Here is a 13853-nt window from a genome sequence, read left to right on the forward strand (position 1 = left end):
GAACCCGTAGCAACTACGGGATGTAGGTTGCCACAAGACAGTCGGGAGCGCCATCCATGACGGGCAAGAATGCAACTCAATCAACCGACCGATCTCGCTCCATGGCCGCCACCGGCCGGATTGCAGGAACAGGGGTCGCGATTGGCCTCGGCGCGGCGGCCGCTATCGGCGCGTCACTGTGCTGCGTCGGGCCGCTGGTGTTGCTCGCGCTCGGTGTTGGTGGAACATGGATCGCCAACTTAACGGCCCTTGAACCCTATCGTCCGGTTTTCGTGGCGCTCACGCTGCTGTTTCTCGGCTTGGCGTTCCGTCGCCTGTACTTCGTCCCGCAAGCATGTATGCCCGGCGCGCCCTGCGCCAATCCGGGCACTGTCAGGCGCCAACGTCTAACCTTTTGGGTAGTCGGCGTGCCGGCGCTCGGGCTTCTGGGCGTGCCGTGGTTTGCGCCGCTGTTCTACTGAAGAGAGCCGTCGACATGCGCCGACTATTATTTGCCGCTGCGCTCTCTCTATCGCCGCTGGCGGCGCTGGCGGGCGCCTCGCAAACAGTGACCCTCGCGGTGCGGAACATGACCTGCTCGGTTTGTCCGATCACGGTCAGAAAGGCGCTCGAAAAGGTTCAGGGCGTAGCGACTGTGAAGGTGGATCCCGACGCAAAGACAGCGACAGTTACTTTTGATCCCGACAAGGCAAGCGCCGACACCCTGATCAAGGCGACGACGGAAGCGGGTTATCCTGCCAACGTCAAATAAGGGGGGCTTATGTCGGTTAGCAATATTGAACCCGCACGGGTTCAACTTCATTCCACCATCACATGCCCGTTTTGCGGCCACCGCTCGACCGAGACGATGCCGACTGACGCCTGCCAATTTTTTTACGAATGCAAGGGATGCGGGGCGCTGCTCAAGCCCAACGCGGGGGATTGTTGCGTTTTCTGTTCGTATGGCGACATGCCATGCCCGCCAATACAAGAAGCGCGCGAACAGAACGGCGCGAACCATTGCTGCGATTGCTCATCAAGCAAGCAATCGACTCCGTGAACCGTTTTGAGGGAATGCATTGAAGAATCTGCGCAATGCATAGCCCCGTATAAGCGACACGACGGTGAAGATCAGCCCCATCTGCAGGTTCTGATCCAGCGTCGTTTCCAGCCCGAACCAGGGAAACACGACCGCCTGCGTCGCCACCGCGACGCCGTAGCCGACGATCACATTCACGACGGCCTCGGCCAAAGACATGGTTCGCGACTGCATCAGGCGGCTTCCTTCGCCGCGCCAAGGCGTTGAACACGAATCTCAGCGTAAGTCTCGCCCTCGCCATCGAGAACCGCTGTCTTCCCCGAGAACGCCTGCCAGCGGTTGATGATCACGTCGCAGAAGGTCTCGGAGAGCTCCATCCCGTAGACACGCCGCCCGGTCTTCTCGCCGGCGATGTGCTGCGAGCCAGAGCCGGAGAAGGGCTCGTAGCAGATATCGCCCGGCAGGGTATGAAGCTCCATCGGGAGCGAAAACACCCGCACCGGCTTGCTGGTCGGGTGCTCCCGCGTCTCGATCTCGCTCGAGGGGATGTTCCACACCGTCGTCGGCCAGCTGTCGAAGCCCTCACGATTGACGCGCGGCTTCTTGCCAGACCGCCAGCCGAAGAGGCAGGGCTCATGCGCCCACAGCATGATCGAGCGGGTCAGGACGGGGCGGGACTTGGCCCAGATGATCTGTTGATGGTGCAGGACGTCGAACTTTTTCCAGCACGCCTCCAGCATCGCCTGTCGGCGCGAGGCGTGCCAGCAATACCAGGCGGCGTCCTCGGCGATGGCGCAGTCGATCGCGACCCGCATGAAGGCTTCGTAGAACTGCGGCCCCTGAGACGAGTCGTCCCAATGTGGCTGCTCGATGTAATCCTCGGACCAGTCCTTGTTGGCGATCTTCTTCGCCCAAGCCGTCGCTCCCTTCCTCGTCGGATGGTTCGTGCCGTCGTAATCCACGAGGTATGGGGGATCGGTTGCGAACAATGCCGCTCGCTTGCCGTCCATCAGCCGGGTCACGTCGTCCGGGTTGGTCGAGTCGCCGCAGAGCAGCCGGTGATTGCCGAGGAGCCACAGATCGCCGCGTCGCGTCGCGGGCTTTTTCGGCGGGTCGGGGATTTCGTCCTCGTCGGTCAGACCGCCCGTGGGCTCCGCCGCGAGCAGGCCCGCGACCAGCTCGGCGTCGAAGCCGACCAAGCCAACATCGAAACTTTCCGCGGAAAGATCGGCGAGCTCCTGTTTCAGGAGATCGTCATCCCACCCGGCGTTGAGCGCCAGCTGATTGTCGGCCAGCACATAGGCACGCAACTGCGCCGGCGTCCAATCTGCGCCGACGGCGATGGTGGGCACCAGCGAAATCTCCGCCGTCTTCGCCGCCTCAACCCGACCATGACCGGCGACAATCATTCCATCAGCCGTCACGAGCACCGGGTTGGTGAAGCCAAACTCACGGATCGACGCCGCCAGCTGATTGATCTGCTCCGGCGAGTGCGTGCGCGCGTTGTGCGCGTAGGGTTTCAGCTCCGAAACCGGGCGCATCACGACTTCTGGCGTCGTCATCTACGGGCTGTTCCTGTGAGGGCTGTGGCAACCAAACCGCAAAAACGAAAATCGGAAATATCCAGATCAATCGGGCCGTCGCGCCGCATCGGGACAGTGTCGGCCAAAAGGAACCATGGGCAACGCGCGCGCGTCGCTGCGGGCGCATGTCGCCTGCTTACGGCAGCATCGCGCCAAGCCTCGACACCACCGTCGTCGCCAGCACGGTGGTCGCGCTCTTGTCGAACGCCGCTGCGGTCTGGCCCTTCGTCATTTCGGTCGGAATGAACAGGCCCGAGCGCGCCAGCGAGATAGGCCCGCCCCAACGCCTGCTGGCGCCGCGATAGACTTGCCTGCCCAGTTTCGGCGACGGCGCACGCCGTCCGCGTGGACCCGAGGTGATGAAGGCGCGGTCGTAGTAGGTGGACCTGTTCCACGGATGCGCCGTCACCCCGCCGCCGCCCTCCTTCGCGCCGAAGTATTTCAGCCTTACGTTGCCGCCTTCCGACCAGATCGTGTAGCTGAGCGAGCCAGCGCTCGCCTCGATTGTTTGCTGCGCACGCTCCAGCGTGCTGCCGGGGAGGCCAGTCTGCGCGGTTTCGGCTGCGACGGTCGCGGAGCGCACGGCCTGTCCACCTTCGTTCAGCGCCTGCGCCAGGACGGTCCGGCCATTGCCGCCAGCGAGCGCCTCGAGCCGCGCGGCGTAGCGCGAGAGCATCTGGTCGCGGAAGGTGACGACGACATGCATGCGCGCGCTGCCCTGAAAAGCAAAACGCCCGAAGCGGAGTGCCTCGGGCGCAGTTCTGAGATTCCAATATCGGAACTTTTAACCGCGGCGCATCACGGCGTCAAGCATTTTCTTAACGTTCTCAATTAGTTGCGCTGCGTGACGCTGCGGGCTTGCGCGTGGTTATGCGCGCTTCTGTCGGGGTTTTAGAGCTTGAATACCCTCATCAGCGCATTGAGCGCGACACGCAGATTGCCAATGTCCTCATCGCGCCAGTTCGTCGTGTCCTCATCGGCGCAGATCACCCGGTAGATCAGCAAGGTCGGCCTCATGCCGGCCGACAACCGATGCTCGCGATCGCATTCGTCGAGCGCGTCGGTCGCTTGCTGAAAGCGCTCCCGCACTTTCTCGATGACGTCGAGCACGGGTTCGCTCGGCGAACTGCCGAAAATGCCTTCGTTGATGAGGATGCCGGCGACGGATCGCGGGCTCGGCACGGGCAGTCCCATCACGATGTGGTGGCGCTGGTAGAGCTCGCCGAAGACGACGCCGGCCTGGTACTGCGTGTCGCTGATCAACTTGCGGAACGCCAAGCGCCCCAGCGATGTTCCGAGCCGTTCGTCGCGCGCCTGTTTGGCCGTCACGCCGTAATGGCGCTGGCGCGCCGCAATTGCAGTTGCCATGGCTTCGCGTTCGGTTTCTTCGCGACGGAGTTTGCCGCAGTCGTAGCGCAGACCGGGCTTGCGTTTGCGTCCGCGGATCATTGCGCGCCTCCCTTCGTCTGCATGGCCCAGAGCAGGATCGCGATGGCGTCGGCCTCGTTGTCGTCAGCCGGGTTGAAGCCGCGCGCTTTCACCGCTTCGATGACTGCACTCTTGTCGGCGTTGCCTTTGCCCGTGATGAAGCGTTTGATCGTCCCGACCGGGACACCCTGGTAGGGGATCGTCTCGTGCTCGCACCACGTGGTCAGCGTCGCGAGGAAGCCGCCATAGAGATGGGCCGCGTCGACGCCGACATGGCGACGCACTTCCTCAAAGTGAATGGCGTCGATGCGCCCGGCATAATTGCGCAGTTGCTCGAGCCAGCTTTTGAAACGGAGGTAGCGCATGCCGCCGCCGTCGTAACGACTGGGTTTGAAGGATGCGGTTCCGCTGGTGACGACGCCGTCGGAGCTGAGCAGCGCCCAGCCGGTGGTCGTGCCGAGGTCGAGGGCCAGGATAGCGTCCGTTTCCGGAGCGGAAGTTTGGATTGCCGCCGGGCTTGCCATTGCGGCGGGCAGAGTCAGAGTCGTCGAAGCCATGGGTGATCGCCTCGTTGCAGGGTTCATCGGTGGTGGAGGGCGACGGCGGCTTGGGTGAGTCGCGTTACTTGGGCCGCCGTCGCTTGAGTGTGCGCAGGGAGTCAGGGCGGCCCGCGCGCGGAACCCACGTATGGGAGGAGGGCCAACTCTTCGGGTTGGCCCCCCATACGTAGTATGGGGGCTTTCACACCTAACTCCTCCGGAGAGGGTAACATGCTGAATTCCTTGCGTTTTGAGGAGTGAGTGAGGAGTTGGTGAGGAGTTAGTGACTAACTCCTCCGATTTTTGTAAGCCGCTGAATGAACTGGAGTTTAAGATTTGGAGGAGTGAGGAGTTAGTACTCACTCCTGAGGAGTTAGTGCGTCGTCACCCCCCTCCGGGTAGACCCACACGGCGGGGTTTTCGACGTCGAGGCAGAGGCCCGTTTGCGCACATTTGTAGTGGCTGGGAAGGACCGGACGGGGCGTCGTTGTCACTTCGCCGGTCGCTTCGTCGACGCTCTCCGCCGGCGGGAACTCCATGCCCTCGACACAGAGATAGCCGTAGCGAGAGCGAACCACCGGGTAATTGAATGGAGCGCCGTCCCGGAGGAATTTGACAAAGCCTTTGGTCGCGAGACCGCTGACCCGGTCGCGGATCGTGTATTTGCTTCCCAGCCCGCCTTTGTTCTCGAAGGCCTCGGCGAATTGCATGGTCGTGTAAAGGCGACCTTCGGCTGCTTCATCGAGAAGGATGCCGAGAATGACATCGTGTTTACGCAGGCGCTCCGCGTCGAGTTTCTCGCCGAAGTCCTTGCGCACGAGGCGCTCGTTCATCGGATTGAGCTCGATCCAGCGGCCGTTCACCTTGTCGATCAGTTTTGCCGGTAGCGCTGGGCCGTTGCGCAATTCGATTTCGAGCCTGCGCGCCGTGTCGTCCTCGTCCGGCTGGTGCATGAGCAGCCCGGTCGTATAAAAGCCGCGCAGCGCGCTGGCGCCGGAGAGCGCCTGGAACGGATCCTCAGCGACGGCCTTGCGCAGCATCTTGCGCGTATGGTGGGCAAGGATGACGCCGCACTCCGGCGCCACGGCTTCGCGCAGCTTCTCGACCCGCTCGGTGAGAAAGAACATCATCGCGGCATTGTCGTTCTCGCCGCCATCCTTGCCGCCGTCGAACAGATTGCGGATCGGGTCGAGACAGATGATGTCGGGCGGACGGTCGGGAAAACGCGCGCGAATGGCGTCGGCAACGCGGGCGAGCCCCTTGTCATCGAGGATCAGCTCGAGTTTCGGCGTCGCGTGCAGATTGTCGCGCGCCGCCGCTATGACGGCCGCATCGAGGCGAATGCTCTGCATGCGCTCGCGCAGGTAATGATACTGGATCTCGGCCTGCAGGTAGAAAATCCGCAAGGGCCGCGGCGGCGCGAAGCCGAGGAAGGGGACGCCCGCGGCCATGTGCACGAGCAGCGAGATCAGGAAGTCGCTCTTGCCGACCTTCGGCGCGCCGCCGAGCACGAGGAGCCCACCCGGCGTGAGGACGCGCGGCGCGATGACGTCTTCCGGCATGGGCGAGACGTCGTCGAGGAGCTCACCGAAGGAGAACACCGGCAGCGCGTGTGAGCGCGGCGCGGCGTCGGCGTCGAGGCGTATCAGCGGTGGCCCGTTCTTCTCGATGTGTTTCGCCCACAGTCGGTCCGCTTCGAGCTTGAGGCGCGTCAGCGGCCACGGCGGGCGTACCATGGCGGCGTTGTATTGGCAGATCGCCTCCCACCCGTCGTTGGGGCTCATCTCGCCCTTGTGGACGAGGCGGATGTAATGGCCGGCGGCGGCGCTGATGCCGGCGAAGCGTGACCAGCCGTCGACGCCGCCCTCGCGTACCGGCGTCGTCAACACCTCGTGGATCGTCGGTTTCTCCCGCTCCACCGGCTCAGGGCCGGCATGGATGAAGCGGATCATGTTGTCGACGCGCTCGGCGAACTCGAGAAGATCGACCTCCAAGTGGGGATTGTGCTGGCGGATGGTCACCGCGCGGCGAAACCCGCCCTTGTGATAGACCGAGCCGGCGACGCGGATCGGCTGATGGGCGGAGCGAAAATGCCAGTCGCCGCCGATCTTGCGGGCGATGTCGGCGCGCAGCCGGCAGACCGTCTGGATGTCCGCGTCGGTCGCGGGCTCTGTCAGCTTCCACCAGACGTGGAGTTTGGGCTGCCCTTCCTTAGTGCGGCCGCCGCTCTCGACGACAAGCGTCGGCAGGCCGAGATGATCGACGAGGTGCTCGTATTTGGCTGCGATGTCGCCGTCGTCGAGGTCGACGACGACGGTCTGCATCTGGATGACCTCTTCGGCCTTGGCCTGTCCTGTCGCGGCGACGGTGCCGGGCACGACATAGACGGCCGAGCCCTCTCGCCACGCCCAGTTGACGAAGGTGACGAGCTTGTCGATCGCGTGCTTGTCGGCCTCGATCCAGATGTTGTTGTTCGGCCGATCGTCGAGGTTCTGGCCCTTGTCGACGAAGCCGCGCACGGGGATCAGGCCCTCGCAGTAGCTGAACACCACGTCGAGAAAGATCTTCAGTTGTTCGACGTCGGGCTCGATGTCGGCCGGATCGATGATCGCCGAGACATCGTTGAAGTCCTGCCATGGGTTGAAATGGATGATGTTGTCGTCGCTCATTGCGGCAGGCTCCAGCAGCGGTACGACCAGGGGCACTGGCGGCATTCCTGAAAATCGGGGGCGCGGGCGATACGGGGTAGCAGCTCGCCGGCGTCGGTCGCCCGCAGGATGCGCACGGCGCGGTCGCTCATGCGCTGCGCCAGTTCGGCATTGAACGGCACGAGCTCGTGGTGAAGTTCGGCGGTGTCCTTGTTGATGGCGGTGAACAGCGCCGGGTTCGCGGCGACGCCGGGAATGGCGGCGTCCATGTAGGCCTGATAAAGCGCGATCTGCGCCGCATAGACCGGCTTCGAAACGGCGACGCCTTTCGCCACTGTTTCGCGCCAGTTCTTCGCGTTCATGGTCTTGTGCTCCCAAAGCGCCGGGGCGTTGAGGGTGAGCGGCGGGGCGACGCCGGCGATGACGCCGTCGACATGCCCGCGGATGCGCCCGCCGGCGACGGTGAAGCCGAACTGCTCGCCGTCAGGGCGATTGCCCTTGCGGGTGTAGAGATCGAAGCCAGCTGCCCGCAGCCAGTGGACTGCAAGGTCCTCCAGCGCATGTCCGATCGCGAAGATGCGCAGGGCGCGGCCCGAGAAGTCGGCCCCCTCGTCCTTGGGCGCGCCGGCGAATTCGAACTGCAGCGCCCGCTCGCAGGCATGCCCGATGCGCGAGCCGCCGAGATAGTCGCGCGGCGGCCGGGCGCCATTTTCCGCAACAAGCGCCGCGTCGATTGCCGCGTTGACCCAATCTGAAAGCTTCTGTGTTCTGTTAAAGTCCAGCATACGAATCCTCGCGGCACGAACGATGTGTCAAGCCGTGGCATGTCGAACAAAGCCATTCGACCTGAAGCGGTTCTGCGTAATTGCTGTGATGCGCTTCAAGATGACTTACGCATCCGCAACGTTGACACCACAACGGCACCACGAGCAGGCATTTCTTTATTGCGCGCCTCACGGCACGGTGCGCGGCATTCTTCTCCGCGTGTCTTTCAACGTATCTTCGTTGACAGGCGCGATGTTTGGCTTGGTCTCGATACAACCTCGCATATTCACGCTGATATTCACGTCGGCAGTCGCGGCACCACACTTGCAGTCCATCTAGACTTCGCCGTCTAACCCCGAATTCCGTTAGGGGCTTGTCTTGACGACATTTGGAGCACTGTTTCATCAGAACGGAACCTCCGCGTCGGTCGTCTTGGCGATTTCGCCCATCGATTCCTGGAAGCCCGAAACCATCTCAGCGATCAGATCGAACGCCTCCTGCTCGGAGAGGTCGGCGAAGCGCTTCTCCCAACCGATGCGGTCGATGACGTCGGGGATCCGCTTCATCGTGGCGCGGATGGCGTCGGATTCGTGTTTGGAGAGAATGGCCATGAGTTGCGGATTCCTTGCCTGCGCGGCGTAAAACCGCTGACAATTCTTCGAGCAGAACCAGGCGGTCGGCTCGGGCCAGTCCTTGGCCCACGGGTCGGCGTAGCCAAACCCGCAGCACCGTTTCCGGCAGACCGCGCAGATGATGGTCTTTGGACGACTGGCGCCGAGACGCTGCAAGGGCGTGATCGACATGGCCGTCTCCTTCACGCCGCGCGCGCCGACTGGTCGGCTCCGAAGACCAGCCGACGGATCGCGCCGCGATTGAAATGGAAGGTCAGCAGCGCCGACGCCTGATAGCGCGTCAGGCCGTAGTTCAGACGATATTCGGGCGGCAGATAGGTCAGCTGCTTGTCGGTCGCCGGCTGCTTCAACCAGCTGCGGGTCTTGTGCGCGCTCTCGTCGGTTTCATTATCGTTCAGCCAGTCATCGGCCGCCGCGAGGCAGATCATCTGCTCGCCGACCGAGAGGAGGCGCGCCGGCATGTTTTGTGCGCCGCCTACCGCGTACCACGCGCCATTGAGGAAGAAGACGCCGGCCCAAGCCTTGAAGCCATTGGCGATGAGCGCCGCCCCGTCGCCATGGAGATCGGCCCACTGGAAGCTGGAGCGCGCCAGGAGGTCGATCTCGGTCATCACGAAGGCGCCCAGCTGGCCGCGCTCGGTGTCGCCTGTTTCGCTCTCCCAGACATGGCCGCACAACGGACATTCCATCACGGCCGCCGGGACGGTCGCATCACACTCCGGGCAGGTCTTGGTAGGCGCCTCTCCAATTGCCTCGCGCCCGTCGAGCTGCACGTCCTGCTCCAACGAGCCGTGGATCAGGCTGGACGTGCCGAAATCGAGGACGATGCAATCGCTCTTGATGACGCCCGGATATTCTTCCGGGTCGACCGTTCGCAGCCCGCGCCCGACCATCTGGATCATGGTGGACTTGAACGAGGATGGGCGCAGCAGCACCACGCAGGACGTCGGCGGATGGTCCCACCCTTCGGTCAGCACCGCGACATTGACGATGACCTGCGTGCGGCCTTCTGCATAGGCGGCAAGCGTCGCGCGCCTCAGGTCGTCACCCATCTCGCCGTGCACGAGCGCGGCCTTGACGCCCGCGGCGCAAAAGGCCTCCGTGACGTTGCGCGCGTGCTCGACCGTGGAGCAGAAGACGACGGACTGACGGTCGCGGGCCTTTTCCTTCCAATGCGCGATCACTGCGGCGGTGACCGGCTCCTTGTCCATAATTTCCGCGACCTGACACATGTCGAAGTCGGCGGCGACGCGGCGCACTTTTTTCAGCGCCTCCTGCACGCCGACGTCGATCACGAAGGTGCGAGGCTTGACCAGGTGACCGGAGGCGATGAGCTCCGCGATGCGGATCTGGTCGGCAACATTGGAGAAGACCTCGCGCAGCCCCTTCTTGTCGCCGCGGTTCGGCGTCGCCGTCACGCCGAAGATACGCGCCATGGGGTTGCGCTGCAGCGTTCGATCGATGATGCGGCGGAAGCTGTCGGCGACGGCGTGATGCGCCTCGTCGATGACGAGAAGATCAACGGCCGGCATGGCGTCGAGATTCGCAGCGCGAGAGAGCGTCGGGACCATCGCGAAGGTGACTTGCCCGGCCCACGATTTTTCCGCAGCGTCGACAATCGAGGTCGTGACGCCAGGATTGACGCGCTGAAACTTTGCGCTGTTCTGGTCGGTGAGCTCGTCGCGATGAGCCAGCACGCAGGCCTTCGCGGCGCTGTCCTTGATCATCTCGCCGGCGACCGCCGAAAGCATGATGGTCTTGCCGGAATTATGGGTGACGGTGAAATCGCCCATCAGGTAGCGATGGTCGCCATCGACCGTGAATCCGAAATACTCTCCTTCCCCCGCCGGATGCACGGTGAAGCCGCAACGCAGAACATTTTTCTTCTGCTTTCGCGGCGGCGCCTGCTTCCGCAATACTCGCGTCGGGATTTTATCGAGGTCGCCGGAGATATGCGTCCGCCAGTAAATTTCTCCGTTGACCTCCTTCTCTCGCATCGTGACCAGATAGCCGAGGCTTCTGGCGATGAAGGCCATGTCGTTGGTTAACTGAAAGGATTTGCTGCAGAATTCGAAGCAACGCCCATTCATCAAGTGGCCATCGGTATCGAGCAAGCCAGCCATCACGGCCTGACGCACCGCGCGCGATCCGAGGCGGTAGTCGTCGGGCACGAATTTTTCGGCCGCGTGCATGCCGAACAGCCCGAGTTCGCGCAATCCGTCGTTGAGCGCGTTACGATGGCCTCGATCGTCGACGAGGTGATAGGTATTGGCGGCGTTGTTCGCGAGCTGCTCGCAACGCACTCGTAGTCCAGACTCTTCAGCGAATTGATAGATGGCGTCGACGATTTCGATGTCCGGAGTTGTGACGGAGATTGCCCTCCCGAGCGAACCGTCGCCGATGAGGACGCCGAGGACATAGGGATCGATCCGAGGCGCCATGCGCTTCGGGAAGTCGACCGGCAGCCTCAAAAGCTTGTGGAGATGGCGGAAGGTATTGGAGGCTGCAAGCCATTCGCTCACGGCGATATCGACCAGTTCGCCTTCACGATCGGGACCGCGGCTCGGCGCTCCCTCGTCCGTCCGCACGAGCGTGAGGATATGGCCGAGATTGACCGCGAAGGGCTGGCCTTTGAGCGGACGGATCTCCACCATCTGGTCGCGCCCGCGGTGCAAGCGTAGCACGCGGCGAGGCGCGCTTCCGGGCCCCATGAGAAGATCGCCAACAGCGATTTCCTCGACGGGGAGCAGGCGGCCATCGTGCATGAGAATGAGAGTGCCGGCGGCATGGCAGCCCGTCGGCGCCACGCCCAGAGTGTTGCCGTGCTCGCCGAGCGCGGCAATGCTGCGCTCGACAAAGGTTTTCTGGCGGGGACGGAGGATCATGACGTCGCCTCCTACTGCGCCCAAGTGGGACGGACGCCGGCCGAAGGCGCGGCGGGGGCCGCAGACGCAGCCGAGGCGTGTTGAGCCGGCGCGGCATAGACCGGGGCCGGCGCGTAGCCAGGCGCAGCCGCCGGCGCGCCACCCATCAGCGCCGGGTAATCCTTGTGGTCGCGCGTGACCGCGCCGCGGACTTCGTTCTTCGGGTCGCCGTTGGCGTCGGTCCCGACATCGATGCGCGCCACGAATTCGATGCCGTCGAGATCAGCGAAGCCGGCGATGCGGCGCGCATTCTGCGCCTCGGGCGACACGTCCTTGTCCGAAAGGCTGCGCGCCGAGTTGAGAATGCCACGAACCAGGGCGCGACCCATGTTCCCCCAGTCCGGCCCCTTCGGGCTGTAGAGGCCGATCATCGAGAACACCTTGCGGCGCGCATAAGGCCCCTCCAGCACGGTGAACTCGGCGTTCAGGTAGACGGCGCCGGTCGCGCCGCGCGTGGCGTAGCCGCCCGTCCAGCCCTGCGCAGGATCGTCGAAGCCGCCCGGGCGGATCGTCATGCGAACCTTGGCGAGCGTGCCCTTCGGGATCAGGTTGGGGTTCGACCTGGCGTCGTTGAAATCCGTCCACGAAGACATTGGAATCTCCTTCTTGTCAGCGATTGGTGGTGGATGAGGCGTCCGCAGCCGGCGCGGGGCGGCTGAACACGAGACGTTCGAGAGGGGAGCGGCCAGGCTGGCCGATCTTCGCGATGAGGCGCCCGAGATGCGCTTCCTCGACGAGATCGAGGCGGCCAGAGCGGTCCTTCGCGGGGTAGCCCCACGGGTTCAGCGTCTGGCACACGAACACGCGATGGAGGTTCTTCTCCGCGTCGGCCATCTCCGTCATCGTGATCACTTCATCGACGATGCCGGGGAGCTCGAGGCCGGTCTTGGCGCCGTCGATCTGCGGCACGAAGATCTTGCGATTGAAGTCGTCGAGCTTCTCATCGAGAATGCCGACGAAGACGACGTCCTTCGCACGCGTGTGCTGGAGGTGCGTGATCCAGCCGACCATCTCGCGACCATGCAGGCCATAAGCGCCGCGCACGTCGGGCTTGCCGGTCTTCTCCGAAAAGGCCTCCGGCTGATCCTTGGCCCACTGGAAGCACAAGCGGCCGGCGACCGTGATCGAGTCGACGAAGACCGAATGGTATTTGTCGAGAGCGCGCGGATCGCCGAACTTGGCGACCGCCTCGTCGTAGTGACGCTGGCTATAGGGGCGGCCGTCGCGGATCGCCGGGTTGGGGCCGCCGATGAACACTGCGAAGTCGCGGCATTCTTCCCAGGTGCGCGGGCGGATGGCGTCGCCGCTCCATCCCTCGATCGCGAGATCGCCGGCTTCGAGGTCGAAGAACAGCGTCGTCTCGGGATTGAGCGTCCAGAGCAGGCTCGTCTTGCCCACGCCGCTCTTGCCAAAAATCGCCGCCTTGATGCCGCGAGGCTCCGCGAGGCGCTGATCGGCGAGAATGATCGGGAGCGCCATCATGCGCCCTCCTTGCCGACGATCAGCTCGAAGGTTTCCTTCCCCGCGCGCACCGTCCGCGCCGGCTCGAAGAGCGAGCGGATGTGAGTGGGCCACGAGGCGTATTTACGCTCCGAGACCTTGAGGCTGATCTCGACATATTCGGCCGGGTCGTCGCCTTCGGCCTTGATGCGATCGACGAGCTCGGACAGCACGCGCTGTTCCCATTCCACGCGCTTGGGCAGATCCGCAACGATCTGCACGGCGCCGTCGAAGAAGCGGGCGACGCCGAAGTCCTTCCCGGCCTCGCCGCGCGCCGCCTTGGCGCGGTCGGCGTATTTCATGGTGAGGGCGCCGTCGAGCCAGGCGACGGTGAGCTTCGCCTTGCGCAGCGCCTCTTCGGCCTCATGCTGGAGGCGACCCAGTTCCTCGGCCGGGAGGGCGACGATCTCGGCGACCGGCAGACGGGGCAGCGTTTCGAGAGTGATGTGGTTGGGGATCGTCACGCGCGCGCCCCGGTGTAGGAGCCGCGACGGACGCCGGGGGTCGCCTGACGGATCTGCTCCGTCTCATACGCCTCGATGTCTTCGAGGCGGTACGCGACGCGCCCGCCGATCTTGATGAATTTCGGGCCTTCGCCCGTAAACCGCCACCGCTCCAAAGTGCGGGGCGATATCGTCCAGCGAGCAGCGAGCTCGGTCTGGTTCAAGTGCCGCGTGGTCATTCGGTTCTCCGTCGGTTCGTTCGAAACCGTGGGGAGAACCTTGCCTGAGGGCGCGGAAGGGGATGGGAAGGGGAAAGGAAGGGGAAATGGAAGGGGAGCCAAAAAGGCAAAAAAGCCGTCCCTGTCAGGACGGC

Annotated in this window: 16 protein-coding genes; 3 read left to right on the plus strand and 13 right to left on the minus strand. The window is 63.8% G+C overall.

Translation table 11 applies throughout. The features are described from left to right. Positions 1 to 56: 56 nt before the first annotated feature. From ACV959_RS08820 to ACV959_RS08830, 3 genes are read left to right on the plus strand one after another with little or no spacing between them, the layout of a single operon-like run. Complete coding sequence (locus tag ACV959_RS08820; protein WP_475739505.1) at positions 57 to 461, plus strand: mercuric transporter MerT family protein; 405 nt, start codon at positions 57 to 59, stop codon at positions 459 to 461. Between the two features lie 14 nt (positions 462 to 475). Further along, on the plus strand, positions 476 to 751 hold the full coding sequence (merP, locus tag ACV959_RS08825; RefSeq protein ID WP_475739507.1) for a mercury resistance system periplasmic binding protein MerP: 276 nt from the start codon (positions 476 to 478) through the stop codon (positions 749 to 751). A 9-nt stretch (positions 752 to 760) separates the two neighbouring features. Next, positions 761 to 1039 carry a GDCCVxC domain-containing (seleno)protein gene (locus ACV959_RS08830; RefSeq protein WP_475739509.1) on the plus strand — a complete coding sequence of 93 codons (279 nt, stop codon included), beginning with the start codon at positions 761 to 763 and terminating at the stop codon, positions 1037 to 1039. Here the strand turns inward: ACV959_RS08830 and ACV959_RS08835 are convergent. The 13 genes from ACV959_RS08835 to ACV959_RS08895 all read right to left on the minus strand — a co-directional run bounded on the left by ACV959_RS08835 (position 1016) and on the right by ACV959_RS08895 (position 13719). Beyond that, positions 1016 to 1252 (minus strand): DUF7220 family protein, encoded by a 237-nt coding sequence (locus tag ACV959_RS08835; RefSeq protein ID WP_475739510.1) that lies wholly within the window; start codon positions 1250 to 1252, stop codon positions 1016 to 1018. The genes ACV959_RS08830 and ACV959_RS08835 overlap by 24 nt on opposite strands. Then, positions 1252 to 2580, minus strand: coding sequence for a site-specific DNA-methyltransferase (locus ACV959_RS08840; protein WP_475739512.1), 1329 nt, complete (start codon positions 2578 to 2580; stop codon positions 1252 to 1254). The genes ACV959_RS08835 and ACV959_RS08840 overlap by 1 nt, the downstream gene beginning before the upstream one ends. A gap of 157 nt (positions 2581 to 2737) precedes the next feature. Next, complete coding sequence (locus ACV959_RS08845; protein WP_475739514.1) at positions 2738 to 3307, minus strand: hypothetical protein; 570 nt, start codon at positions 3305 to 3307, stop codon at positions 2738 to 2740. Between the two features lie 185 nt (positions 3308 to 3492). Continuing rightward, positions 3493 to 4050 carry a hypothetical protein gene (locus ACV959_RS08850; RefSeq protein WP_475739516.1) on the minus strand — a complete coding sequence of 186 codons (558 nt, stop codon included), beginning with the start codon at positions 4048 to 4050 and terminating at the stop codon, positions 3493 to 3495. After that, entirely contained in the window at positions 4047 to 4553 is a 507-nt protein-coding gene (locus tag ACV959_RS08855; RefSeq protein ID WP_475739625.1) for a crossover junction endodeoxyribonuclease RuvC, read from the minus strand. Before ACV959_RS08855 ends, ACV959_RS08850 begins: the two co-directional genes overlap by 4 nt. 374 nt (positions 4554 to 4927) lie before the next feature. Beyond that, on the minus strand, positions 4928 to 7237 hold the full coding sequence (locus ACV959_RS08860; protein ID WP_475739518.1) for an AAA family ATPase: 2310 nt from the start codon (positions 7235 to 7237) through the stop codon (positions 4928 to 4930). Beyond that, positions 7234 to 8001, minus strand: a complete 768-nt coding sequence (locus ACV959_RS08865; RefSeq protein ID WP_475739520.1) for a PD-(D/E)XK nuclease family protein — start codon at positions 7999 to 8001, stop codon at positions 7234 to 7236. The genes ACV959_RS08860 and ACV959_RS08865 overlap by 4 nt, the downstream gene beginning before the upstream one ends. Positions 8002 to 8385: 384 nt before the next feature. After that, positions 8386 to 8784, minus strand: coding sequence for a DUF6511 domain-containing protein (locus tag ACV959_RS08870; RefSeq protein WP_475739522.1), 399 nt, complete (start codon positions 8782 to 8784; stop codon positions 8386 to 8388). 11 nt (positions 8785 to 8795) lie between these two features. Beyond that, positions 8796 to 11498 (minus strand): DEAD/DEAH box helicase family protein, encoded by a 2703-nt coding sequence (locus ACV959_RS08875; protein ID WP_475739524.1) that lies wholly within the window; start codon positions 11496 to 11498, stop codon positions 8796 to 8798. Positions 11499 to 11509: 11 nt separating this feature from the next. Continuing rightward, positions 11510 to 12130 carry a hypothetical protein gene (locus ACV959_RS08880; RefSeq protein WP_475739526.1) on the minus strand — a complete coding sequence of 207 codons (621 nt, stop codon included), beginning with the start codon at positions 12128 to 12130 and terminating at the stop codon, positions 11510 to 11512. A 16-nt stretch (positions 12131 to 12146) separates the two neighbouring features. After that, positions 12147 to 13016, minus strand: a complete 870-nt coding sequence (locus ACV959_RS08885) for an ATP-binding protein (protein ID WP_475739527.1) — start codon at positions 13014 to 13016, stop codon at positions 12147 to 12149. Then, positions 13016 to 13501, minus strand: a complete 486-nt coding sequence (locus ACV959_RS08890; RefSeq protein ID WP_475739529.1) for a hypothetical protein — start codon at positions 13499 to 13501, stop codon at positions 13016 to 13018. Before ACV959_RS08890 ends, ACV959_RS08885 begins: the two co-directional genes overlap by 1 nt. Further along, positions 13498 to 13719: a helix-turn-helix transcriptional regulator gene (locus ACV959_RS08895; protein ID WP_475739531.1), complete on the minus strand. Its 222-nt coding sequence runs from the start codon at positions 13717 to 13719 to the stop codon at positions 13498 to 13500. The genes ACV959_RS08890 and ACV959_RS08895 overlap by 4 nt, the downstream gene beginning before the upstream one ends. Between the last annotated feature and the right edge of the window lie 134 nt (positions 13720 to 13853).

It is taken from the genome of Methylocystis sp. Se48, assembly GCF_056269425.1.